This window comes from Sphaerochaeta sp., from assembly GCF_050178175.1.
Taxonomy (GTDB): Bacteria; Spirochaetota; Spirochaetia; order Sphaerochaetales; family Sphaerochaetaceae; genus Sphaerochaeta.
On sequence record NZ_JBFXGH010000028.1, the window covers coordinates 1 to 24210 of the forward strand.

A 24210-nucleotide genomic window follows, 5' to 3' on the forward strand; every position below is an offset into this window, starting at 1 on the left:
AACAAATACCTCGCGCCACTTGTCCATCTCCAGGGAAACCCCGTCAGTCTCGCCGGTCTTGAAGTGAACCATTCCGATTGAAAGAGATCTATGCCGTTTGCTGCTCATTCTTTGACACCCCCGGCAGCCAGTCCTCCTGTAAGGTTCTTCTGGATGGACATGAAGAGGATCATGACCGGGATAGCAGTAAGCATTGATGCAGCCATTATCCTATCCCAAATGGCATTCTTTGATACAAAGAGTGTTTTCAGCCCAATGGGTAGTGTATAGAGTCCTTTATAGCTCTTCAGGAAGATTGAAGCGAACATATACTCATTCCAGGCGATCATGAAACAGTAGATGAAGACAGTGATGATAGCGGAAATGGAGAGTGGGATGATGATTCGTATGATGGTACCGAATCTACTCAGCCCTTCAATCATGGCAGCCTCCTCAATGGAGTAGGGAATGGTCCGGAAATAGTTGCCCAACATATACAATGAGACCGGGAGGGTCTGTACTACATAGATGATGATCAGGCTGGCAACAGTGCCTGCAGGAGTTGCGAGCAATCCGGATGCCGCAAATATGCGATAGAGAGGAATGAGTAAGAGAATCCCCCCAAACATATACACAAACAACACGCCACGTTGGACGATGGAACGCCCCCGAAACACGAGTCGGCTGAAGGAGTATGCTCCCAGTATTGCCAGGCATACCGATGTGAATGAGGAAAGGAACGCAACCAAGAGAGAGTTGGCGAAATATTTGATGAAGGGAAATACGTCTCCTGTGCTTTGATACTTGGATAGGATTACTTTTTTTTGTGCTTCGGTCAGGTCCGGTGATTCATTGAGCAGCAGCTGAACCGACTCAGGTACCTCCTTGAGTGAGCTCCCGATGTTCAGTAGTTCCTTGTAGGCTTCAAGATTCACCTTGGAAGGAATCCATGAAGGATTTCCCCAGTCCCATGAGTACTTAAGCGAGAGCGACAGCATTTGAGCGAAGGGGAAGAGGCAGAAAAACAAGATTGCCAGTATCAAGAGAAAAAATAGTGTACTTTTTACTATATTACGTTTTTTTACCATTTGAGTACCTTCTTGACATAGAAGAGGATAAAGCCGATGAGGATCAAGAATTGCAATACAGCAAGGGTTGCTCCTTGTCCAAAGTCCATGCTTCCGGTAAACGCCTTGAGGTAGGTATATACAGAGAGCACTTTCACATTGCTGGATAAGAGGTACACCTCATCAAATTTGTTGAAGTTCCAGATTACCCTGAGAAGAATCAACGCATTTACCACGTAGTATATTTCCGGCATGGTGATTGCCTTGAATTGTTGCCAGGAAGAGGCTCCATCAACTTCAGCTGCTTCATAGAGATTCCTGTCGATTGCTTGCAAGCGGGCAAGTACCATCAGATAGGTGAAAGGAAAGTTTTTCCATATGCTGAAGGTGATCGCTGCCCAGACGGCGGTACTTGGGTCCCCTACAATATTGACCCTCTCAGCGAATAATCCCAGTTTTGCATGGAAAATATCCATAAATACACCATTTACGGGATCGAAGACAAACTGCCATGCAAATACCACCGATATGACTGGTGCCACATAGGGAAGGAGCACGATGCTTCTCACAAGCCCCCGCAAGGGGAACTCCTTGTTCAGTGCCAATGCAACCACCACCCCAAGGGCCGTGGTTCCAAGTGTCGTAAGGATCACGTACAACACTGTGGTCCCCAGCGCTGTCCTGAACTCATGGTCAGCAAGGACTGATGCATAGTTTCCTAATCCTACATACGTTCGCTGGCCAGCGTAGTCATAGGTAAACAGACTGAGGAATATGTTGTAGATGATGGGATACAGGATGAGGATGAGGATGATTGCTACCGATGGAAGTACCAATGCCCATCCCAAGCGTTCTTCCTGTTGTGCCCGGGTTCTTTGGATTTTGCCGTTTGTAGATGTTGTTGGTTGTAATTGCATTGCATACCCCTAAAACGTTTTGGGTGTTCAAGAGGGGGAGGGGACTCCCCTCCCTCCTCAGATAGGGTCATTGCTCAATGATTTTTCTCATTTCCGCTTCAGCCCAATCCATTGCAGAATCGATGGACATTTTTTCCTGGGTGATTTTATACAGCATTTGAGGAATGATCATTTTTGCAGTAATCTCACTGGCTGCCTCAATGCGTTTGCCTTCAACGATGCTGAAGGTTTGCACATTCTCCAAACCATCAATGATATCAGCCATTTTCTGGGTACCATACCGCTTGAACAGACCTTGAGGGTCGTTCTGGAAGCGTTCATTGGTTGCAATTTCCTTCAACATGGGATTCATGCCACCTGGAGCCATATGGAGGAAGGTGATGTAGGCATTCGGGGTATAGAGGTAGCGAAGGAACTTCTTCGCGGCCGCTGTCTGTTCTGGTGTACTCTGGTTGAAGAGACCGAAAGAGACAACCGTACCGTATCCAGCAGGAACCTTTCTCTGTACCATCGAGGCAACTTCTGTTTTATTGACTAGGTCCGGGTCAAAACTCGAACCTTTCAACTCAGAGAAATACTCGCTGGTCAGGGAGCCTGCAGCAGCTTCCTGGACTGCCAAGTCGTCCATGATATAGGTGGAGTAGAAGAACATTGCCATCTTTCCTTGCAGGTAATAGTCACGAGCGCGCCAAGTTTGCGGTCCTGGTGGGTTGTATTTGGCCAACTCTGCATAGAACTCAACTGCCTCACGCATCTCAGGAGAGTTGAATATCAGTTCCCCTTCCGCGTTGAAGAGTGCCGCACCGTTGGACATGGCAATAGGAGTGAAACACTGTTCTGTGTATGCCTCCGGTAGAGTCCCCACCAAGATTCCATATTGGTTTATCTCAGGTTTGTAGAAGCGTTTTGCTGCAGCAAGTACATCATCCCATGTGGTTGGTGCCTTCAGCCCCTCTTTGCTGAACCAGTCACTGCGATACCAGATACCCTGGATCCATCCATGGTAAGGAAGCGCATAGTACTGATTCTTTCCACTGGTCTCCAGGACTTTGAGTGGTCCGCTATAAAAACGATCGACGCCGATTTCCTGGATGACTTCAGTTGCACTGGCAATATCCAGCATACCTTGAGCACCGAAAGAAACAGCAGTTTCTGCAGGTCCTTCAAAAAGGGCAGGGAGTGATCCTGTTGCCTTTGCTGTTTGTGCTTGTGTGACAAGATTGTTCTCATCAACAGGAATCAGATTGATGCTGATATTGGGATTCAGAGCCATGAATGTGTCGATCAGTACCTGGATGGTTGCCATTCGGTCGGATTGAGTCTCCGTAGTCCAGAATTCAATTTCCACAGGTTTTTCTTCCATGACCTCTCCCTGGGATTGTGCAAACAGTGTGCCTGTCGTCCCAAGAATCAAAACAAGAAGTATCAAGAGTCCTTTTTTCATACAAATCTCCTTTTTGTATAGATATTCTACCCCTAAAAGTATTAATCCAAAACGTTTTGGGTATGGTCTATGTATATTCCAAAACGTTTTGGAAGTCAAGATTGGGATTCTGCTTATACACAAAAAAATGAAAAATATTCGTATGGTGTCATGCGATGAGGGAATCGGGACAAATCTGCATGGGCACAATGATGGCATTCGGCTTCATCGCTTGTATATATGCCGGGACGTATGGATTTCCCCTGGAACTGTTTTGGGTTTCCCGTGTACGGGATGCACTCTTCTCAAATGCAATACAAGATCCGTCTCAACTTGCAAACAATGCTTTAAAAAAGCGAGGGGAACGGCTATACTGCTTTGGTAAGGAGGTGCGCTGTGCGTTACATTGGAGCATTGGATCAAGGGACTACGAGTACCCGATTTATCATTTTCGATCAGAGTGGAAGCATTGTCTCCTCGTATCAGTTGGAGCATGAGCAGATTTTTGTCAAGCCCGGTTGGGTGGAACATGATCCCTGGGAAATCTGGGACAACAGCTGTGAATGCATCAGCAAAGCACTCAAAGAGGCTGATCTAAAGGGAAGCGACATAGAAGGTATTGGGATTACCAACCAGCGGGAGACAGTCATCGCTTGGAATCCCAAGACAGGGAAGGTCTGGCACAATGCCATTGTCTGGCAGGATCTCAGGGGATCGGATCTGATCAATCGCCTGAAGGAAGAGGTTGAAGCAAGCTATCTCCAGGATCGCAGCGGATTGATCTTCAGCCCCTATTTTGCCGCATCAAAGATTGCCTGGTTGCTGGAAAATATTGAAGGCCTACGTGATGCTGCAGAGAAAGGTGAGGCTGTATTCGGGACCATTGATACCTGGTTGACCTGGAATCTGACCGGTGGGAAGGCAATTGTTACCGATGTGTCCAATGCCAGTCGCTATCTCTTGATGAATATTGAATCGTGTACCTGGGATGATGAGTTGCTTGAGCTGTTCGATGTACCAAGGCAAGCACTTCCAACTATCGTACCTTCAAGTGGAATGATCTATGGAACTACCACACCCAGTGGTCCTCTCAGGGCAGAGGTCCCTGTTTGCGGAATCCTGGGAGACCAGCAAGCTGCTCTCTTTGGACAGGCGTGTTTCACTGAGGGCCTGGGAAAAAGCACCTATGGCACCGGTGGGTTCCTTTTGGTAAACACCGGGGAGAAGCTGATCAAGAGTACCCAGGGACTGCTTACCACGGTTGCCTACCAGCTTGGGGACCATCATCCTGTATATGCCTTGGAAGGTTCCATCGCAGTTGCTGGTTCCTTGGTGCAATGGGCACGTGATAACCTGAAACTGGTGGAAAATCCCCAGGAGCTGGACAAGCTGGCCTGCAGTGTGCCAGACTGCGGCGGGGTATACATCGTTCCAGCATTCAGTGGATTGTTTGCACCCTATTGGCGGTCGGATGCACGTGGTGTCATTGCCGGTTTGACCGGGTATGTCAATCGTGCCCATCTGTGCAGGGCAATCCTTGAGGCAACAGCATTCCAGGTCCATGATATCTATAAGGCCATGGAAAGGGACAGCCACATCGTGATGCCCAGCTTGAAGGTTGACGGGGGAATGACAAACAGCAAGCCGTTGATGGAGTTCCAGGCTGACCTGTTGGGTGTTCCAGTTATCAGGCCCTTGATCGTGGAGACCACGGCACTTGGTGCTGCCTATGCAGCAGGGTTGTCTGTTGGTGTTTGGAAGGATTTCGATGAACTGTCTGCCTACTGGAAGGAAGGCAAGCGGTGGGAAGCGAATATGAGCGAGGAAGAACGTGAACAGAAAGTCCAATTCTGGAAGAAAGCGGTGAATCGCACCCTGGATTGGGAGTGCGAGGAGAAGGAGTAACAGTTGTTGGTGGTTGGCGATGCATTGCAATCCATGATTTCATTGCTCCGTCCTGCTTTGCAGGTCGGTTTTCTTGCATGGTTGTTCTATCGATTCTATGCAACCATAGCCCAGACGAAAGCCCAGCAGCTGGTGAAAGTCTTGGTGGTAATGTTTGCGTTCTATGCAGTGAGTTATATCCTTAAGCTGGATGTTTTGCTCTGGTTTTTCCGGTATATATCCATCCCTGCAACCATTTTTATCTGTATTGTTTACCAGCCTGAGCTCAGGCGTTCCTTCACCCAGCTCTGGAGTGGCCGAAGCAGGTTGTTCCGCATAGGAACACAGACCACCAGTAGTGATCAGATTGACTCAATTCTCAACGCATGCAATGTATTGGTGAACAAGCGAAGGGGTGCCTTGATTGTGTTCCCCCGTCGTCTGGGGATCAAGAACATCACTGACAGTGGGACAAGACTCAATGCCGACCTATCCACCAGTTTGATTCTTACCGTCTTCGACCATGACACTCCGTTGCATGACGGAGCAATGGTAATACAAGGTGGAAAAATACTTGCTGCAGGGTGCTACCTGCCCCTCAGTGAGCAAACAGACATCAAGAAAAGTTTTGGTACGCGACATCGGGCTGCACTTGGTTTGGCCGAGGAATCTGATGCTGTTGTCTTGATTGTCAGTGAAGAGACAGGGGCGATCAGCATGACCTATAATGCCAACCTTTACTATGATCTCGACACCGGTACCATCAAACGAATGTTGTTGGCGCTCTTCAGTTATCATGATATAACCCCAGAGGATTTGTTACAGGAGACGGGTAGTGATGAAGCTGAATAAGTATCTGCAAGGAGTGCTTTCCAACTGGCCAGCCAAGGTCTTGTCCTTGGTGTTTGCCATGTTGGTGTATGCCTTTATCCAATACTCCACCATGGGGGCGAGGGTGGTTTCCATCCCCATTGAAGTGTACCTTCCCCCCTCCCTGGAAGCAGCGAGCCTGGTTCCCTCATCGATTGAGGTGAGTATCCAGGGTAACGAGGATATCATCTATCTCATCAATCCAGAATCCATCAAGGCAAGTCTTGACTTCTCATCGGTTGGTGAGGCTGGTATTGCCACCGCTCCAGTAGTCCTCAGATACGAAGAAGACGTCTTTGAGAGTGCAGGTATTGCACTGCGGGCAGAGCCCCAATACTATCGGATTCTCTTCAATGAAGGGAGCGATTTCTGATGGTCAGTGGTATTGGTGTCGATGTAGTGAATATTCAACGGATGGAAAGACTCTCAGAACATGTGAAGTCCAGGATGTTTCATCCAAGGGAGCTTGAAGAGGCGAAGATGATGGCAGAGGGTGTCCAGGCTGAATTTCTTGCAGGTAGATTTGCTGCAAAGGAAGCTCTCGGGAAAGCCCTTGGAACAGGTCTTGTCCATCTTTCCTTGCAGGATATCTGGGTCGAGAGAGCCGCCTCCGGGAAGCCGGAACTGCGTTTTAAAGGAAGCGTTCAGGCATTGATTGGACAGAGGACCGTGATGCTCTCCATCAGTCATGACAATCCTGTTGCCATAGCAATGGTGGTTCTTCTAGGAGCTGGTAATGCCACGAACTGATTGGAGACGCCCCCCCTTGCAACAGATCGATCCCTCCTGCCGGCGTATCCGCCTGACGGTCTCGTATCATGGTTCCCACTACAGTGGTTGGCAACGGCAGCATAATGCCCTCACCGTTGTCCAGGTTCTTGAAGAGGCTGTAAAAACCATGATTGGGGAAGATGTGGAAATTGTAGGAAGTGGAAGAACAGACAGCGGGGTGCATGCGCTTGGACAGGTCTGTCATATGGATATACGGAATCAGAAAGTCAGAGCGGAAAAATTTGCTCTCGCTCTCAATCGTCTGCTTCCCCAGGATATCAGGATTTTGGAAAGCAGTGAGACTGACGGCACATTCCATGCCCGTTTTACTGCAATGGCACGCATGTACCGCTACTACTTCAAGAGAGAGCGGGATATGACCGCCTTCGACCAAAGCTTGGTAGCAAAGGTGAAGCAATTCCCTTCTCTTGATCTGCTTGACGGGTATGCTTCCTGCATTCGGGGAACACATGATTTTACGACATTTACTGCAAGCGGGGATGTGTCTTCCAGTAAGTGGCGTGATATCTATGAATCCTACTGGAAGATGGAAACAGACCGCTGGGGCGGGGAACTCTTGACCTATACCATTTGTGGAAATGCTTTCTTGTACAAGATGGTACGTTCCTTGGTTGGTTCGATGATGGATTTTGCTGCGTCCGGCATGACGGTAGAGGAATTTTCTTCTGTCCTCTCCAGCAAGGATCGCCGTAGGGCTGGACGAACCGCCCAATCATGTGGTCTGTATCTGTACAGGATCAGCTACGATGAGGCGGAGTACGCCTGGTTTGAGGAGAAGCATCATGAATGAACATGAAGGGAAGCGGGAACAGTTGGCTTCTGCTCTGATGGACTTTATCTATCTGTGTGATGAAGCGGAGGCGGTGATAGGAAACAAGGATGTAACCTACAGCGAACGTGTGGATTTCTCCTCCGTAGTTGATGCAGTGCTCCCACTCCCCTTGGACAAGAATTCCATTCAAGGAACCAACCTCAAACAGCTTGAGTCATTGGTCAGCAGATGTTCCAGGTGCAGACTCAGTGAGGGTCGCCTCCATACGGTTTTTGGGGAAGGTGTTGTTCCTGCCCGTCTGATGGTTATTGGAGAAGGTCCAGGGGCAGAGGAAGATGCTTCTGGACGTGCGTTCGTGGGACGAGCAGGCAAATACCTGGACAGCTGGCTTTCCTCCATTTCCATGGACCGTGAAACCAATGTCTACATTGCCAACATTGTCAAATGCCGCCCTCCGGGGAATAGGAATCCCCAAAGTGATGAGGTACAAGCTTGCATTGGGTATCTCAAGCGACAGATCCAACTTGTCAAGCCGGAGATCATCTTGCTTGTGGGATCCGTTGCAGCTCGCTCCTTACTGGATGTTACAGACGGTGTGGGAAAGTTGCGTGGCAGGTTCCATCGGTATGACGGGGTTCCTGTACTGGTGACCTATCACCCGGCGGGGGTGCTGCGCAATCCTGAATATCGTAGACCGGTTTGGGAAGACTTGAAAAAAGTAGCAGCCTATTTGAATATCCAGCTCCCCAGGAGGTCGTGATGCCCGGATTTGTTGAGGTGTTGCTCGATCTTCCCCTGGACCAGTCTTTCACCTACCAGATTCCTGAGGGTATGGAAGAGAAGGCTTGTGTGGGGCATCGGGTTGTCGTCCCCTTTGCAAGGCGGGAGATGACAGGCTACATCATCGAGACCATCCCTGAGGTGGAAGCGACCTATACGATCAGGGAAATCAAGCGGGTCATCGATGACACCCCGCTCTACAACAAACAAACCATTGCCCTTGCTGAGTGGATGAGTCGTTTCTACCTCTGCAGCAGGGGGGAAGCATTGAGTATGATGATCCCGGGAGGCAGGAGAGACAGCAGCATTCCTGCCTTGGAGAGTGAAGAAGATCTTCTCTTTGGTCGAATTGATACACTCAGCGATGAGCAGCAACATGCCATTGATACCATCTTGAAACGCGAGAAGCCGATGTATTACCTCTATGGTGTAACCGGTAGTGGAAAGAGTGAGGTATTCCTTCGCTCTGCAGAAGAGGTCATCAAAGAAGGGAAGTCTGTCATTTACCTGGTGCCGGAAATTACCCTCACCCATCAGTTGGCAAGACTGGTCACCAAACGGTTTTCCCAGCGGGTGGCAATCCTGCACTCTGCCCTGACGCCAAGCCAACGGCTCAAGGAGTGGAAGAGGATCATCGCAGGTGAGGTGGACCTCGCAATAGGGGCTCGAAGTGCAGTCTTTGCCCCGTTTCCGAATCTTGGTTTGATCATCTTGGACGAGGAACATGAGAGCAGCTACAAGAGTGGCAATACTCCCAGGTATCATGCCCGTCAAGTAGCCCAGAGACGATGTCAGAGTGAAGGGGCTACCCTGGTCATGGGGAGTGCAACCCCTTCATTGGAAGCTTGGGCCTTGATGGAGGAGAACAAGCATGTAGGTTCACTCCACTTGCAGAACCGGGTCAGCGGTGGCATCATGCCCATCATAGAGGTGGTAAACCTCTCCTACGAGAAGAACCTGATCAGCAAGACGTTGCAAGAGAGAATCAAGGAGACCCTGAACAAGAAAAAGCAGACCATTCTGTTCTTGAACAGACGAGGTTTCTCCTATTTCTTCCACTGCAACAGTTGTGGGTATGTACTGCGTTGTCCACACTGTGCAGTAGCACTTACCTACCATAAGGGTACGGGCCAGATGGTCTGCCACTATTGTGGGTATCGCACAAAACCGATGCGCTTCTGCCCTGAGTGCAACTCCCTTGATGTCAATTATAGCGGTTTCGGCACGGAGATGGTGGAAGAGGAGATTCGTCGCCTCTTCCCGTCTGCACGTATTGCACGATTGGATACCGATAGTGCCAAGAAAAAGGGTGAGATCGGGAAAGTAATCAAGGCATTCAGGGATGGGGAGATTGATATTCTCCTCGGGACACAGATGGTCGCAAAAGGACTTAATTTCCCGCTCGTTGAATTGGTGGGGATCGTACTTGCAGATAGTGGATTGAATATTCCTGACTTTCGTGCCCAGGAGAGGACATTCAGCCTCCTGGTTCAGGTCTCAGGGAGGGCAGGACGGTACAACGACCAGGGACGGGTGATTATCCAGACCTATCACCCTGAGAATCCTGCAATTCAATATGCATTGCAGTCTGATGTACAGGGATTTTACGCCCAGGAGCTTGCAATTCGCAAGCAGACGGGATTTCCACCCTATAGTCGATTGATCAACCTGGTATTCAGGGGCCGCAATCAACAGAAGGTTGAGCAAGAGGTCCAGAAATTCTCGGCCCATATTGAGCAACTCACAGTCAGGGGAGGCGCAGAAGTGTTGTGTTCCAGTGAGTGTCCTCTGGAGAAAATAGCTTCAAACTGGCGCTATCACTTGCTGGTCTCAGGCTCCCAAGCCTCCCTGGTCCATCACTTGGTGGCAAAGGCCCTCTCTGATTACACCCCACCGCGGGGTGTCTATCTGGAGGTGGATCTTGATCCTTTGCAATTGCTCTAAAACTTCTCTACGCATAGCCCGCATCCAATCGTTATGGGAAACTTCAAGCTCGCTCATATTCATGATAACGTTGACCATTGCAACAGGTGTTGGTATAGTTTGGTATTATGTTAGATATATATACACTTGGAGAAGAGGTACTACGAGAGAAGTGCCAGAAAGTAACCGAATTTGATAACGCGTTGAGGATATTGGTCGATGCAATGTTCGACACCATGGACGAAGCAGATGGGGTAGGGCTTGCAGCTCCCCAGGTTGGGGTGACCAAACGTTTGTTTGTCATCCATATCCGTGGAGAAGAGAAGCGTGCCTACATCAATCCGCAGATCATTGAGACCTCCATTGAGACTTCTACGGATGAGGAAGGGTGTCTCTCCATCCCAGGGGTTTGGCACGATGTGCAGCGCCCAGCCCGCGTAACCGTACAGGCACAAGATGTCGAGGGAAAAGTATTCCAGGTCAAGGCTGATGGCTTGCTTGCACGAGCCCTCCAGCACGAGAACGATCATCTCAATGGGGTCTTGTTCATCGATCGCTTGAGTGACGAAGAACGTGAGAAGATGATACAAGCCTACGAGAAACGAAACAAATCCCAGAGGAGAAAGAAGCGTTGAGGATTCTCTTTGCCGGTACTGCCGAAATTGCAGTTCCCTCATTACGGGCCTTGTCACAGCACTATGATATCGCTGCGGTACTCACCAATACTGACAAGCGGGGTGCAAGGGGCAAGGCCCTTGTTGCACCTCCGGTTAAGGTAGCTGCCGAAGCGTTGGGTCTTCCTGTGTTGCAGTTTGATCATCTTGGCCGTGAGGCACGGGAGGCTGTCAGCATCTATGGGTGTGATACGCTTGTCTGTTTTGCCTATGGAAAACTGTTCGGCCCAAAATTCTTGGGGCTTTTCCCCTTTGAGCAACTGAATATACATCCCTCATTGCTTCCTTTGTTGCGTGGACCAAGTCCCATACAAGGGGCAATTCTTTCCCAAGCCAGTGAGAGTGGCATCAGTATCCAGCGAATTGCATCCGAGATGGATAGCGGCGATCTCCTGCTTGTTGAGCAATTTCCTCTCAATGGTGATGAAACTACGGAAAGTCTATCCGCTTTTGTGGCAGAGAAGGCTGCGGATCTTGTCGTAAGGGCTCTCTCCAGATTGCAGCGGGGTACCGCGGTATTTTCCCGCCAGAGTGGGGAAGCAACCTATACGAAACTGATAACCCCGGAAATGGCTGTATTGGATTTCTCAAATCCTGCGAAGGCGCTGCATGCACAGGTCAGGGCAATGACGCCTTGGCCAAAAGCACGGACAACCTACCAGGGACAGACCCTTTTTATAACAGGTGTTCATGGAACGATAGATGAGATAGATGAAGATCCTTGTGATGCAGAGGTTCCTGCAGGAACGGTGATTGCAAAACAGAAGGGAAAAGGGATTGCCGTCGCAACATCTGAAGGATTGCTTTGGGTGACACGTCTACAATTGGAAAAACGCAAGGAAATGGATTGGCAATCCTTTCTCAATGGTAATCAGGATTTCTTGGGATCCAGGCTGGGGTAACGCATGAGACGTATTGTGGTTTTTGCACTTCTCGTATTTTTAGGTCTTCCGTTGTCGGCAACCACAGGAAAGGTTGCCCTTGTCCTCTCGGGAGGTGGGGCTCGGGGATTGGCTCACATTGCAGTCCTTGAAGCTGTTGAAGCGAGGGGCATTCCCGTCGACATGGTGGTTGGTACCAGCATGGGAGCGTTGGTTGGGGGGCTCTACAGTGCTGGATATTCTCCCTTGGAAATCCGTAATCTTCTGGAAACCTATGATATGGTTGGTCTTTTCTCCACTCCTCCACTTGAAGAGGCTGAACCTGATGATGAGGTTTTCTCCTATAAAAACAACCAGGTTTTCTCACTGGGGTTTGGTGAACAGGGTTTGGGAAATGCTCCTGCCCTGATCGGTGACCAACGAATCCTGGAGCTTTTAGGATATTTATTTGCACGATATCCCAATACCATGGATTTTTCGGACCTTCCCATTCCGTTTTACTGTGTTTCAGCTAATGCTGCCACGGGAGAGCGCATTGTCCATAGCGAGGGGTCGTTGGTTACGGCAATCAGGAGTAGTATCTCCATTCCTATCGTTTTTACCCCGTTCCCGCTGGGAGACGGCATCCTTGCCATTGATGGCGGGGTGGTTGACAATCTTCCCATCGAGCTGGCCCGAAGTCTTGGAGCGGAGTATGTCATTGCAAGTGATGTGAATGCCTTGGGAATACAGGACGCTGCCGAACTTGAGAGCCTCTCAGCAATGGCAATGCAGACCGTTGTGTTGCTTACCCAGGACAAAGCGACCGCTCAACATCCTTCGGCTGATGTACTTGTGCTCCCAGAGCTGAAAAACATGTTCACCTTGGATTTCTCAGCACATGAGCAGATTATCGAAGCAGGGTGGAAAGCTGTGGATGAGCAAGATGCAGCATTCGATGCGCTTGCCGAAACACTCTCCCAGACTCGTCCCCTTGTTCCGAGGGACGCCATGCGAATTGGTTCCTATTCTCTCCTATCGACCCCCAAGATCCTACAGATTGAGGTAAAGGACATCTCCTTGAAGCCGGGTGCCAGCATTCCTGAATCGTTCATGTTTTCAGATTTCTTGGGCAGGAGACTCAATGCACAAACTGCAACGGAGTTGAATCTCAAGCTTCGGGAAATCAAGAATGCCTATGGTCTGACCACGCTCAGTTATGAGATGGCCAGCGATGGGAAGCTGATGATCTACGCGCGGAGTTTTGGGCGAAGGGATAGGAATATCAGCATGGGCTTCCATGCTGATACCGGCTTTTCTACTGCATTGCCCTCAGGGTTTGCCTGGTATCGTGCTGACGCGTATTTGGATGCATCCCTCGGTGGATTGGGAAAGAAGCAGGACTTTACCTTCTGCGTCAATGCAACACTCGGTCAGGAGTCAGGAATGGCCCTCAGTTTCTCTTTTCCTCTGCTTAGTGGGAGTAAGGGGAGTATCGATGCAGTAGTGAAAGCCAGTTATGGAGTAGGGGCGATGACTCCCCTTTCAGCAATAATCAATGCAAAGCGAAGTGCTCCCTTGGATCGTATGTTTGATAGTGGTGCAGGCTTTCAGTTCCGGTTCGGAAAGTACGGAAGGGCTTCCCTGCAAGGTAGCTATCTGCTTGTTTCCGTGAATGATTCAACCTACACTAAACAGTTTTATGCCTACCCGGTGGGAGAGGCTACTGTTTCCTATGGGAATCTAACGTCCCGCTTCGCTACCTCGGGTTTCCGCCTTGAAGCGTTGGGGAGGCTTGGGTATCAGGAGGGGTTGACCCACTCACTACGGATTGGATGGAGACAATCGTTTGTCATTACCTATCGCGACAGCCTGAGCTATGCAACCCAACTTTCCCTGATGAGGGAGCCATTCCCCTTTATTCAGAGCTATGCAAATCTGGGAGGCATCGACCAGATGGTCAGTTATGGTCCGCTCTTCCTTCGTCGTGATATTGCCTTTATGGAGGTGAATTGGCAACACAGGCTATCCGAACTGCTTGGATATCCAGCCTTTGGGAAACTCTCCCTGCATGGGGCTGTGTATGATGCATATGATCCCTATAGTGGATTGCCTCCTACCGAAGATGCCTATTTCAGTTCCAAAGTCTGGGACATGGGACTGGCACTCATGCTTGGCCTCGATACCCCGATAGGGGAGGTTGTTGCCTCATTGGGGACAAGTCTCGCTGGAGAGGTTTCTTTCGCGTTGGGAGTCTATTGATGAGCGAGGTCTACAGGTCATATGCCACCCATCTTCATGAAGTGTATCATGGGCGTGTATACCGAATAGGGGTGGATGGCTACTTCTCCTGTCCAAATCGCAACCATGATGGGAGTGGTGGGTGTGCTTTCTGTGATGGGACGGGCACCATTGCGGCCTACCAGAAACCACAGGATAGGCTGGTTGAACGCTTCCCTATGACCATTGAGGAGAGAATCAGCAAGATTAAAATGCAGATAGAGCAGGGTAAACGCTTCCTGAAACGAAGATACCGTGCTGATCTGTACTCGCTCTATTTCCAAGCCTATACCAATACCTTTGACACCTTGGACCACCTCAAAATGCTCTATGACCTGGTATTGGAAGAAGGGCCCTTTGTAGAGTTGATTGTCTCAACCCGCCCTGATTGTATTACCGACGAGATAATTACCTTGCTGAAAAGGTATCAGGGCCCGGTACGGAAAGTGTGGGTAGAATTAGGGTTGCAAAGCGGCAGTGATGAGACCCTTTTGGCTATTGATAGGGGTCATGATGTTTTTTCCTATATTTCTGCATCAGATTCGTTACATTCGGCCGGCATTGGTGTTTGTACACATGTGATACTCGGTTTACCAGGTGAAGACCGCAAGGATTTTGCCCAAACTGCAGCCATTGTGAATAGGGCTGGCAGTGAAGCGGTGAAGATCCATAATCTGCATATTTGCCAGGGTACCCGCCTACAGGATTGGTATGAAATGGGTGAGGTAGCCACTGCTTCCTTGAGGAGGCATGTCGAGCAGAGCATATGGTTCTTGAGACGTCTGAATCCTACGGTTGTCATTGAACGTATGGTGTGTGAAACTCCCGAATATCGACTTGTCGCTCCACGTGCATTTCCTGACAAGCAGCAATTTCTCCAGCAATTGAAAAGCACGATGGAAGAGCGAGGCTGGGTACAAGGAGACTTGGTATGAGAGAGAGAATTCCCTTGCAGATGATTGTTCGTATAACAGGAACCATCCTTTCCATCATTATGGTGACGTTGATTCTTGTCTTCTCCTTTATGCCAAAGGAGTCCTATTTGGAAATCTCATGGATTCCCTTTGCCGACAAGGGGGACCATATGGCAGCGTATGCCGCCCTTGGGTTCTCCCTTTTCTTTGCATTCCTGCAGATACCGGGATCGGGAAAACCCCGAAAGCGGGTTGCAATCCCACACTCAACACTCCATCTCAGTTCTTGGTCCGGAAGTGCTGTCCTAGCCTCTCTTGTATTTGGTACACTGCTTGGGCTTGTGATAGAGCTGTTGCAGCCAATGTTTGAGAGAAGTCGTGAGTGGCTTGATTTGGCTGCAGATTTTATGGGATTGGTGGTTGGTATGGCCATTGCCTTGTTGGTCTTGAAGGCTGTAGGGAGTTATTTTGCCACCAGGCCATGGTTGTATGACCCCAACTGGAAGGACGAAGTAGATGAAACTCGCACAGAGAATCTGTGAGGAACTGCAAAAGGCTGTAGTCGAGCTTGATGAGGGGGTACTGGAGAAAATCCGTGAAGCCCATGCCGTTGAATCAGCAGCAGCCGATACATCGGTGGGCAGCCGATCAAGTTTGGCGGTCCTGAATGCGATACTGGATAATCTTGCAGTGGCTAAGGAGCAGGCACTTCCCATGTGCCAGGATACAGGGATGTTTCTTGTGTTCGTGGATGTAGGCAAATCATGTCCGATTCCTCTCTCTGTGATAGAAGAAGAGATTCTTGAAGGATGTGCCAATGCTGTCAAGCAAGCCTATTTTCGGCGCTCCGTAGTGGTTGAGCCGGTGTTCGAACGAATCAACACACAGGATAACCTCCCTCCGGTAATCTGGTGGAACCTGGTGAAGGGATTCGGCTTGAGGATAGAGATATTGCTCAAGGGATTCGGTAGTGAGAATTGCAGTTCGGTCAGGATGCTCAATCCTACCGGTGGAGAAGAGGCAATCATCAATGCTGTTGCAGAAATTGTGGCTGCAGCAGGGGGAAAGCCCTGTCCTCCCATTTTTGTAGGTGTTGGCCTTGGTGGTTCCATGGAACGGGCAGCCTATTTGAGCAAGCGGGCATTGCTCCGCGATGTGAGAGAGTCCCACCCAGAGAAGCGGTATGCAGAGTTGGAAGAAAAAATACTTGCACGTCTGCAGCGACTGGGTATCGGGAGTGGAGGTCTTGGTGGTATGATCACAGCCCTTCATGTAGCCATTGCCTATGAGGGTACGCATATTGCCGGTCTTCCGTTGGCTGTTTCCATCAACTGTTGGGCTGACAGAAAGGCAACGATTGTTTGGGAGGGTAATGATGCGTGAATTGATGTTGCCCCTAAGTGGTGAGGATATTGCGAGTCTGAAGGCATATGACCAAGTCTTTGTTACTGGTTCTCTCTATGTAGGTCGTGACCAGGTCCATAAACGACTGTATGAGCTTCTGCAGCAGGAAAGGAGTCTTCCCATCTCACTGGAGGGAGAGACCATGTACTATATGGGGCCAAGTCCAGCTCCGCAAGGGAAGCTGATCGGCTCCTGTGGGCCGACCACCAGTGCAAGAATGGACCCTTTCAGTCCGCTGTTGCTTGACCATGGCCTCAAGGTCATGATCGGTAAGGGGCCGCGTTCCAAGGAAGTTGCCTCGGCAATCAGGAGAAACAAGGCAGTATATCTCCAGGCCTTTGGAGGGTGTGGAGCGCTCTATGCTTCCACCGTCAAAGCTGTCACAACAGTTGCTTTTCCCGATCTGGGGCCAGAGGCTCTCCTGCGCCTTGTTGTGGAGAAATTTCCGGTAATCGTGGCAATCGATTCACAATTGGGGAGTGTTTTTCCCCAGTAGGGCATTTTTTGATACTTTGCACTGGACGTATGCGGTCAGCTGGGTTACAGTTTTCTTTATACAGGCCTTCTTTTCACGTATGTCATAATGGGGTGTATGGCATGCTTGCCATGTGTTGATTCAGAATGCAGCAGTCGAAGACCTGAAAAATGCTGTTACGGAAGGATATGCCGTGAAGAATACCTTGTCTGTGCGCCTCGTTCCCTTGTTCGTGCTCTTCTTGATGGCTGGATGTTCGAAAAATCCGGTTGAATCTTCCCAGGGTTCTGTTGAGGAATCTCCGTCAACGGTTGTGGTACAGGCTGAACCAGTTGTTGAAGAGACGGATGTCATCGGGGATCTGGAAGAACCTGCCACGCTGGAAGATCGCTTCAGTTATACCTATGGCTATCTCCTCTACTCCTCAATGGTGCAGCAGAAGGGTTTCAGTGACTTGGAAGCCTCCTATTTTGCAAAGGGAATCCTCGATGCTGATAAGGGTCAGGGGTTCTACACCCAGGAAGAGATGTCCCAAACCCTCTATGAGGTACAAACCAAACTTTTGCAGATTGCCCAAGAGGAGATGGATGCCATTTCTGCAGCTAATTTGAAAGTTGCAGAGGATTTTCTGAAGACCAACAAGGAAAGGGAGTCTGTAAAGATAACCGATTCAGGGTTGCAGTATGAAGTGATTGTTGAAGGGGAAGGGGACCGCCCGACAGAGGACAGCATTGTAGAAGTCGACTACCAGATTATGCTGTTGAACGGGAAAATCATCGACAGTTCCTATGAACGGGAACAGAGTTCCACCTTCCTGTTGGAAGCCATCATGGTACCAGGGTTTATTGAAGGTGTTAAGTTGATGCAGGAAGGTGCAAAGTACCGGTTCTGGATACATCCCGACCTTGCCTACGGGAAGGAGGGGACAGAGACCATTGAACCAAATTCCCTGTTGATCATAGAGGTCGAACTCAAGTCAATCAGAGATGGCCGTTAAGGAAATCAAGCACAGAGGATAGATTGCTGTATATATGTGTCGGTTGTACCTGGGGATTCAAGGGCTTCCCCCCCTTGTTCAGCCACAGTGTGTCCATGCCACTGGCCATACCTCCGGCAATGTCACTGGATAGGCTGTCGCCGATCATGAGGGAGTACCGTTTCTGTTCGCTAAGCCCGGTTACCTCAAGCATATGGGCAAAAAATCGTGGATCTGGCTTCTGGTATCCTATCTCTTCGCTGATGAAGATGTGATCAAAGTACTGCCCAGTACCTGATACGGCAATCCTGCCTCTCTGCACCTCTGCTATCCCGTTGGTTGCGAGGAAGAGCGTATAGCCCCGCTTCTTCAAGGTCTCGAGTACCGTGATGGTCTCAGCAAACAGGATACCCTGTCCGGACAGCTGCTGCTGGTAGCTCCGGCTTGCCTCTTCAGGATTGAGTGAAAGACCAGTCTCCAATGCAAAATTTGCAAATCGCTTCACTTTCAGTTCCTCGATTGTCACTGCCCCTTTCTCAAACTGTTTCCATACCTCGGCATTGCAGCGGTGGTAGTCTTGCTCATGCTTCCTTTCCAGTGGCAGGCTAAGGCTTTCTGCCATCTTCCAGAATGCATTGTGTTCTGCTTGTTCGAAATCAAAGAGTGTTCCATCTGCATCAAAGAAAAGATACCGGTACATGTGCTGTCATCCTTTACTTCGGGTGTTCTAGCCAGTACGATAAAGAAAAACAGTCCAATTGTACAGGACCGGAAGGCAAGGAGTCGAATATGCAGGAAACCTTTCTTAAACGTCATCTCATTTTCTCTACCGTGATAGGTGCGTTCTTGATTATTGTAGGGATTTTCTTGATGTTCCAACAGGAATCCTTCGTGAAGATTTTCATCTCCCTTTTAGGGGTGTTCCTTGCAGGATCGGGAATTTCCAGCCTGATCTACTTGAAGGGATTCAATCTTGGGAGTCGCTCTCGTATTGCTACCTTGGTAAAGGCTCTCCTGAGCATTGTGATCGGGTTGGTTGCCATTATCGTTCCTCTTTCTGCTGCAACCATCAGCTGGACAGTCCTGCTGTACATCATTGGGGCACAGCTCTTGTTCTCTGCCCTGATTTCCTTCCTGGACGCATTGCTGATGAGGAAGGATGAACGCTCCCTCTCCCCTCTCTATACCGAGGGTGTCTTCTCCCTGATCATGGCAATCCTCTTGTTTGTCTTCCCACAGCAGATCGGCAGCCTGTTGCTCAAGCTCTTCGGATTGCTCTTCATTGTCAGCGGGATCGGCATGATTCTCTGGTCACTGCGCATCCGCAAAATCAATCAACAGTTCAAGGAACAAGTGGTTGAGGCTGAGGCGGAAATAATCGACCCGGAGAACTAAGGGATCAGGAAGGTCGCTGAGATTCCGTAACGAGCGATGTTGTTTGCATCAGGAATCGACTCACCTCCGATGGTCAGCATCGAACTCTGCAATGGAAGGACTTTCCTGCTGTATAGATAATCTATGCGTTCTTTCAGATTCTCTGTGACAAACGTGTTTCCCGCGTCGGTATCTGCAGAGAAATGGGTGGCTCTGTATACATCGTAGAAGGATGACTCCTCAAGGAAATTCGATAGTGGCCAGATATAGTCTATCTGTCGATAGGGTACTGGACTGAACGTGCTCCAATCCTGGTAGGATGGCTCAAAGAGACTGGCCCCTATGATGGTTGGCTCGTTGGTTGTTCCTTCTGCCAGGATTTCTTCCAGTTTCTTTGTCCGATCGCTGGTAACCTGTTTTTGTATGGTTTTCCAATCGTTTCCACTGGTGAATGCATCAAGGACCGCATATTCAGGAAGATAGGCAATGGAAAGCCTGATCGTCTTTGTGTTGCTGAATTGGACGCGTATCCCATGGTTTGTGGTTGAGACGACATGGAAGGGGGTGATGATTGCCCCTCCTTCGACCAACACGGCATTTCTTCGTAACTGTCTCACGAGATCGATGACATTCTGCATATGTCCCGTGACCATGATGATGGGGGTTTTTATGTCACTGATGCTCGTTGCAACCAGGTTCTTCATGGCGGGGTCGCTCCAGCGAATATCATCCAGGGGGAGCATCAAAACATTCAGTGGATTGTTTTCATCTGAAAGTATCGTAGGTTCATCCGTGGTGTACATCCTCGGCAGAGTCAGGTCCTCGAGAGGGGGAATCTGCTGATACTCAGCTTCCAGGGCGGCAAGGCGGGCCTTCTCAGCTTCTTCCGCTTTTCTCATCTCCTCCGCATTTTCCCTCTGTTTTCCCAGCCGTTCTTCCTCGATCCGCCTTGCCTCATCGATGCGTTGCTGTTCAAGACGGAGTCTCTCTTCCAGGGTCTGGGTCTTCTCCTCTAGTTGTGCTGTAAGGAGTTCGTTGTCTATCTTCAGGGAATCGATGATATTCTGCATCTCCAGCAATCTCTGTTCCTGGACAGCTCCCAGAGAATCTAATTCTGCGGCATGCTTCAGTTCTGCCTCATGCATGATGATTTGCAATTCGTTGTTGATGCTCTGTTGTTCTGAGAGGAGATTCTCCAGTTCACCAGCTTGGTAGGTGAGCATCTCATAAGCGAGCTTTTCTTCAGACAATGCCTGTTCTTTTTCTTCGATTTCTTGGTGCAATGCATCGATATCGGCCTGTAGGTTGCCAATAGTATTCTGAAAGTCCTTGATGACCTCAGCATGCTCAACGTCCTGGTACTCTACTGAGAGGTTTCGTTCATCCAGTAACTCCTGTAAAGCTTTTACGTTTTTCTGTTCATCCTTGAGGGCCGTCTGGTTCTCTTGGAGCATCTCGTCCAATCGCTTTATTTCAGACTCGAGCGTGGTTATGGTTGCTTGGAGCTCTTCTGCAAGGAGATTGCTCTCATCTATAAGCGTTCTCAAATCTTTTGTGGTAAGCCTTTCTTCACGCAACGCCTCTGAAGTTTCCTTCAGATTGCTTTCCAGCTGACTTTTCTCTGCCTCGAGAGATGCGATTGACTCCTGCATGGCTTCATAGCGCTGTAGTTCTTCTGCCTCAGCTTGTCTCTCCTGCTCGGCAAGGCGTGCCGCTTCCTTTGCTTCCTTCTCCGCTTGTGCTTCGGCTTCCACAAGAGAATATTTGGTAACGAGCTCTCCCTCTGCTACGGGGGTTGGGGCCTGTATGCTCTCTTTTGCGGAGCGGGCAGTATAGGTCTCACATCCCATGAGAATGGTGAGTAGTAGGGCGATCGCTATTAGTACAATACGTCTGTTCATAGGTATTTATGGTTCCTTAGAAGTTGAAGAGTGCTTCGGCTCTCTCCTTTGCACGTGCTTTTTTCTCAGATTCCTCTTTTGAATCCTCACCGAGCATGAAGGAGTCGCAGAAGTTCGCATTTTCCTTATCCTCTATATACTCCTCAACTCCCTCAAGGCAGTCATGGTAGAGACCTGGACTATAGAACCTGCAATTAACACAGCTGTGCAAGCTTTTTGAACAGGTTGGACATACAGTATGGTAACCGATACTGAGCAAGGGGTCGATGGGAGTATGGCAGTGATGACATGCACGCATGGTTAAAACTCCAATTTCTTTCCATAATCGGCAATCTCGTCATCGCTGTAGGACTCTTTGACGAGATGCAAGGTCTTTCCATCCTCTTTGTACCTGGGGATGACGTGAAGATGCAGATGTGGTACTTCCTGCCCGCTTTCCTTTCCGTTGTTGATGATCAGATTGGTGGCATCACAACCCAGTTTCTCCCTGAGCACGCTGTCAGCTTTCTTGGCGAGCACCATCATATGGCTCAAGACTTCTTCTGGACAGCTCCCAATGGTAGGGTATGGTTGTGATGTGATGATCAGCAAATGTCCCTTGTTGACTGGATTGATGTCGAGAATGGAGAAACAAAGATCGTCCTTGTGTAAAAATGTGGAAGGAATCTCTCCGTTTAAAATCTTGGTGAAAATCGTTTCCATGGCATACCTCTGGGCTATTGTAACACACAAGTGTCGAGTCGGAAAAGGATTGTATTGGGAAAAGGGATTGCACAAAAAACTGAGATATACTATCATCCACGAGGTACGTTGGGTAAAGCAAGCCCCACGACCGTTCGTTCTCTTCCCTTCGGTTGGTAACCTGATGTGTGCTAGGGAGTAAGAGTCTTACATCAGGATGTTGGAATTCTGCAGGGGAATCTGTGGACTCGTTTTTATTCTATACTATAGAGGTTATAAAGAATGGCTGACTTGCAAAATTTGAGGAATATCGGAATCAGTGCCCACATTGACTCGGGTAAGACAACACTATCCGAACGCATCCTCTACTACTGCAATAAGATCCACGAAATACATGAAGTTCGTGGTAAGGATGGCGTTGGAGCTACCATGGATAGCATGGAGCTTGAACGCGAAAGAGGTATCACCATTGCCTCCGCTGCAACAAACGTTACCTGGAAAGGGACAGAAATCAACATTATCGACACCCCGGGACACGTTGACTTCACCATCGAGGTAGAACGTTCTTTGCGTGTATTGGATGGCGCTGTGTTGGTGCTTTGTTCCGTTGGGGGCGTACAGAGCCAGTCCATCACCGTAGACCGGCAGATGAAGCGTTACCACGTTCCTCGTGTTGCATTCGTCAACAAGTGTGACCGTACCGGTGCGAACCCGTATCGTGTCAAGAACCAATTGATAGAGAAGCTTGGCCTGAATGCTGTATTGATGCAGATTCCCATCGGTCTCGAAGACAAGATGGAGGGTGTTGTTGACTTGGTCAGCATGAAGGCCCTCTACTTCGATGACGGCCCTAATGGGGATGCCGTTCGTGAAGCTGAGATTCCCTCTCACCTGAGGGAAGAAGCTGATGCCCGCCGCGAAGAGTTGCTTGATGGTGTATCCATGTGCTCAGACGAGCTTATGGAAGCCATGCTCGAAGACAACGTAACCGAGGAAATCATCCGCAAGGCTATCAGAAAAGCTACCATCAATCTGGAGCTCTGCCCGGTATTCATGGGTAGTGCATATAAGAACAAGGGTATCCAACCTTTGCTTGATGGTGTAGTAAGCTATCTCCCCAATCCTACTGATGTCACCAACAAGGCTCTTGACCTCGACAATAACGAGGAAGAGGTCAAGCTGGTTGCAGACGAGAACCTTCCTCCTGTTGTCCTGGCATTCAAGCTTGAGGATGGACAGTATGGTCAGCTGACCTATATCCGTGTCTATCAGGGTAAGGTGAAGAAGGGTGATGAACTGTACAATACCCGTAGCCGCAAGAAGTTCCGTGTTGGACGCTTGATCCGTATGCACGCAGCTACCATGGAAGATCTGACAGAAGCAGGCTGCGGTGAAATTGCAGCACTCTTTGGTATTGACTGTGCCAGCGGCGATACCTTCTGTGACCCCAAGCTGAACTACTCGCTCTCCAGTATGTTTGTTCCCACCCCGGTTATCTCCTTGGCTATCAAGCCAGTGGATAAGAAGGCTGCGGACAACATGGGTAAGGCACTCAACCGCTTTACCAAGGAGGACCCGACCTTCCGCAGTTATGTGGATCCTGAGTCCAACCAGACCATCATCCAGGGCATGGGTGAGTTGCACCTTGAGGTCTATGTAGAACGCATGAAGCGTGAGTACAAGGCAGAGGTGGAAATCGGCCAGCCTGAGGTTGCCTACCGTGAAGCTATTACCCAGAGAGCCGATTTCAACTATACCCACAAGAAGCAGACTGGTGGTTCCGGTCAGTATGCACGTGTTGCGGGATATATCGAGCCACTCCCAGAGCCTGAAGAGGGTGGGGATGTAAAAGAGTATGAGTTTGTTGACGAGATCAAGGGTGGATCCATTCCTTCTGAATACATTCCCTCTTGTGACAAGGGATTCCAGATGGCCATCAAGAAGGGTACCCAGCTCGGCTTCCCCGTACTTGGGGTAAGGGTTGTTATCAACGATGGTGCTTGGCACCCGGTTGACTCATCCGACCAGGCATTCCAGACTGCAGCTCTCAGTGCATTCCGTGAAGCGTTCGAGAAGGCCAAGCCGGTCATCCTCGAGCCGATCATGAAGGTCGAGGTAGTTGCCCCAAACGAATTCCAAGGTTCGGTATTCGCTTCAATCAACCAGAGACGTGGGCTGATCATCAGCTCTACCGAGGATAATGCAATGAGTACAGTTATTGCTGAAGTACCTCTCTCTGAAATGTTCGGTTATTCCACGGTTCT

24 protein-coding genes are annotated in these 24210 nt (G+C 49.4%); 17 read left to right on the forward strand and 7 right to left on the reverse strand.

Annotated elements, in window-relative coordinates:
* Window positions 1–104: 104 nt before the first annotated feature.
* The 3 genes from AB7S66_RS05005 to AB7S66_RS05015 all read right to left on the reverse strand — a co-directional run bounded on the left by AB7S66_RS05005 (window position 105) and on the right by AB7S66_RS05015 (window position 3407).
* A complete protein-coding gene (locus AB7S66_RS05005) occupies window positions 105–1022 on the reverse strand; it encodes a carbohydrate ABC transporter permease (RefSeq protein ID WP_428518362.1) in 918 nt (305 codons plus the stop codon).
* A gap of 38 nt (window positions 1023–1060) precedes the next feature.
* The gene (locus tag AB7S66_RS05010) at window positions 1061–1963 is read right to left on the reverse strand and encodes a carbohydrate ABC transporter permease (RefSeq protein ID WP_428518363.1); all 903 of its coding nucleotides are present in this window, start codon (window positions 1961–1963) and stop codon (window positions 1061–1063) included.
* Between the two features lie 67 nt (window positions 1964–2030).
* The gene (locus AB7S66_RS05015) at window positions 2031–3407 is read right to left on the reverse strand and encodes an ABC transporter substrate-binding protein (protein WP_428518364.1); all 1377 of its coding nucleotides are present in this window, start codon (window positions 3405–3407) and stop codon (window positions 2031–2033) included.
* Between the two features lie 375 nt (window positions 3408–3782).
* Between AB7S66_RS05015 and glpK the strand changes: the two genes are divergently transcribed.
* The 15 genes from glpK to AB7S66_RS05090 all read left to right on the forward strand — a co-directional run bounded on the left by glpK (window position 3783) and on the right by AB7S66_RS05090 (window position 18011).
* On the forward strand, window positions 3783–5291 hold the full coding sequence (gene glpK, locus AB7S66_RS05020) for a glycerol kinase GlpK (protein WP_428518365.1): 1509 nt from the start codon (window positions 3783–3785) through the stop codon (window positions 5289–5291).
* A gap of 9 nt (window positions 5292–5300) precedes the next feature.
* Complete coding sequence (gene cdaA, locus AB7S66_RS05025; RefSeq protein ID WP_428518385.1) at window positions 5301–6122, forward strand: diadenylate cyclase CdaA; 822 nt, start codon at window positions 5301–5303, stop codon at window positions 6120–6122.
* Window positions 6109–6513 (forward strand): CdaR family protein, encoded by a 405-nt coding sequence (locus AB7S66_RS05030; RefSeq protein WP_428518366.1) that lies wholly within the window; start codon window positions 6109–6111, stop codon window positions 6511–6513. The genes cdaA and AB7S66_RS05030 overlap by 14 nt, the downstream gene beginning before the upstream one ends.
* Window positions 6513–6890, forward strand: a complete 378-nt coding sequence (gene acpS / locus AB7S66_RS05035; protein ID WP_428518367.1) for a holo-ACP synthase — start codon at window positions 6513–6515, stop codon at window positions 6888–6890. Before AB7S66_RS05030 ends, acpS begins: the two co-directional genes overlap by 1 nt.
* Complete coding sequence (truA, locus tag AB7S66_RS05040; RefSeq protein WP_428518368.1) at window positions 6877–7722, forward strand: tRNA pseudouridine(38-40) synthase TruA; 846 nt, start codon at window positions 6877–6879, stop codon at window positions 7720–7722. Before acpS ends, truA begins: the two co-directional genes overlap by 14 nt.
* Window positions 7715–8464 (forward strand): uracil-DNA glycosylase, encoded by a 750-nt coding sequence (locus AB7S66_RS05045; protein ID WP_428518369.1) that lies wholly within the window; start codon window positions 7715–7717, stop codon window positions 8462–8464. The genes truA and AB7S66_RS05045 overlap by 8 nt, the downstream gene beginning before the upstream one ends.
* The gene (gene priA, locus AB7S66_RS05050) at window positions 8464–10428 is read left to right on the forward strand and encodes a replication restart helicase PriA (RefSeq protein WP_428518370.1); all 1965 of its coding nucleotides are present in this window, start codon (window positions 8464–8466) and stop codon (window positions 10426–10428) included. The genes AB7S66_RS05045 and priA overlap by 1 nt, the downstream gene beginning before the upstream one ends.
* A gap of 107 nt (window positions 10429–10535) precedes the next feature.
* Window positions 10536–11042, forward strand: a complete 507-nt coding sequence (def, locus tag AB7S66_RS05055) for a peptide deformylase (protein ID WP_428518371.1) — start codon at window positions 10536–10538, stop codon at window positions 11040–11042.
* A complete protein-coding gene (gene fmt, locus AB7S66_RS05060) occupies window positions 11039–11983 on the forward strand; it encodes a methionyl-tRNA formyltransferase (RefSeq protein WP_428518372.1) in 945 nt (314 codons plus the stop codon). The genes def and fmt overlap by 4 nt, the downstream gene beginning before the upstream one ends.
* A 3-nt stretch (window positions 11984–11986) precedes the next feature.
* A complete protein-coding gene (locus tag AB7S66_RS05065) occupies window positions 11987–14203 on the forward strand; it encodes a patatin-like phospholipase family protein (protein WP_428518373.1) in 2217 nt (738 codons plus the stop codon).
* Window positions 14203–15156: a TIGR01212 family radical SAM protein gene (locus tag AB7S66_RS05070; RefSeq protein WP_428518374.1), complete on the forward strand. Its 954-nt coding sequence runs from the start codon at window positions 14203–14205 to the stop codon at window positions 15154–15156. The genes AB7S66_RS05065 and AB7S66_RS05070 overlap by 1 nt, the downstream gene beginning before the upstream one ends.
* Entirely contained in the window at window positions 15153–15677 is a 525-nt protein-coding gene (locus tag AB7S66_RS05075; protein WP_428518375.1) for a VanZ family protein, read from the forward strand. Before AB7S66_RS05070 ends, AB7S66_RS05075 begins: the two co-directional genes overlap by 4 nt.
* On the forward strand, window positions 15652–16518 hold the full coding sequence (locus tag AB7S66_RS05080) for a fumarate hydratase (protein ID WP_428518376.1): 867 nt from the start codon (window positions 15652–15654) through the stop codon (window positions 16516–16518). Before AB7S66_RS05075 ends, AB7S66_RS05080 begins: the two co-directional genes overlap by 26 nt.
* Complete coding sequence (locus tag AB7S66_RS05085; RefSeq protein WP_428518377.1) at window positions 16508–17035, forward strand: FumA C-terminus/TtdB family hydratase beta subunit; 528 nt, start codon at window positions 16508–16510, stop codon at window positions 17033–17035. Before AB7S66_RS05080 ends, AB7S66_RS05085 begins: the two co-directional genes overlap by 11 nt.
* A gap of 112 nt (window positions 17036–17147) precedes the next feature.
* Complete coding sequence (locus tag AB7S66_RS05090) at window positions 17148–18011, forward strand: FKBP-type peptidyl-prolyl cis-trans isomerase (RefSeq protein ID WP_428518378.1); 864 nt, start codon at window positions 17148–17150, stop codon at window positions 18009–18011.
* On the opposite strand, the gene AB7S66_RS05095 is transcribed toward AB7S66_RS05090, so the two are convergent.
* A complete protein-coding gene (locus tag AB7S66_RS05095; protein WP_428518379.1) occupies window positions 17995–18690 on the reverse strand; it encodes a YjjG family noncanonical pyrimidine nucleotidase in 696 nt (231 codons plus the stop codon). The two genes, AB7S66_RS05090 and AB7S66_RS05095, sit on opposite strands and share 17 nt — an antisense overlap.
* Before the next feature lie 89 nt (window positions 18691–18779).
* On the opposite strand from AB7S66_RS05095, the gene AB7S66_RS05100 reads away from it, so the two are divergent.
* Window positions 18780–19385 carry an HdeD family acid-resistance protein gene (locus AB7S66_RS05100; protein WP_428518380.1) on the forward strand — a complete coding sequence of 202 codons (606 nt, stop codon included), beginning with the start codon at window positions 18780–18782 and terminating at the stop codon, window positions 19383–19385.
* On the opposite strand, the gene AB7S66_RS05105 is transcribed toward AB7S66_RS05100, so the two are convergent.
* Genes AB7S66_RS05105 through AB7S66_RS05115 form a run of 3 tightly spaced genes read right to left on the reverse strand, consistent with a single transcriptional unit; the run spans window position 19382 to window position 21967 of the window.
* A complete protein-coding gene (locus tag AB7S66_RS05105; RefSeq protein WP_428518381.1) occupies window positions 19382–21265 on the reverse strand; it encodes a hypothetical protein in 1884 nt (627 codons plus the stop codon). The genes AB7S66_RS05100 and AB7S66_RS05105 overlap by 4 nt on opposite strands.
* Window positions 21266–21281: 16 nt before the next feature.
* The gene (locus AB7S66_RS05110; protein ID WP_428518382.1) at window positions 21282–21563 is read right to left on the reverse strand and encodes a hypothetical protein; all 282 of its coding nucleotides are present in this window, start codon (window positions 21561–21563) and stop codon (window positions 21282–21284) included.
* A gap of 2 nt (window positions 21564–21565) precedes the next feature.
* Window positions 21566–21967 carry an HIT family protein gene (locus tag AB7S66_RS05115; protein WP_428518383.1) on the reverse strand — a complete coding sequence of 134 codons (402 nt, stop codon included), beginning with the start codon at window positions 21965–21967 and terminating at the stop codon, window positions 21566–21568.
* A gap of 261 nt (window positions 21968–22228) precedes the next feature.
* Between AB7S66_RS05115 and fusA the strand changes: the two genes are divergently transcribed.
* On the forward strand, window positions 22229–24210 hold a 1982-nt coding region (gene fusA, locus AB7S66_RS05120), incomplete at its 3' end, for an elongation factor G (protein WP_428518384.1).